The sequence below is a fragment of the Nonomuraea sp. MG754425 genome (assembly GCF_021699195.1).
Classification (GTDB): Bacteria; Actinomycetota; Actinomycetes; order Streptosporangiales; family Streptosporangiaceae; genus Nonomuraea.
Map to the genome: position 1 here is coordinate 1 of NZ_SSXE01000538.1, position 364 is coordinate 364.

Sequence of the window (364 nt, forward strand, 5' to 3'; positions counted from 1 at the left end):
GAGCGGCAACCGCCGGAACTCGGCCTCGTCCATCGCCCAGTCCAACGCCTGCATCGCATGATCAGAGCCGTCATAACCGACGACCACACCCAGCGTCTCCCCCACCCGCTCACCCTTGGCAAATCACCGCAGGTCATGCGAGCCAAGCCGGGAACTTTCACCTTCCCTGCCGAATCTTGGCCCGGCACGACACCGGCCGGACGGCCTCAGACGCCCGGCCGGCCGGTCATCGGGCGGCCTGGACGATCCGCGAGTCCGGGCCGGGGAAGACGAGGCTTTCGTGCCCGTCGTCGAGCCAGCGCACCAGATAGGGCGGTGAGCCGTCGGCGTGGCTCACCTCGACGATGAGCCCCTCACGCCGGAT

1 protein-coding gene is annotated in these 364 nt (G+C 68.7%); it reads right to left on the reverse strand.

Going from position 1 to position 364, the window contains the following annotated elements:
- Nucleotides 1–226: 226 nt before the first annotated feature.
- Nucleotides 227–364, reverse strand: a complete 138-nt coding sequence (locus FAF44_RS53865; RefSeq protein WP_237111214.1) for a DUF1918 domain-containing protein — start codon at nt 362–364, stop codon at nt 227–229.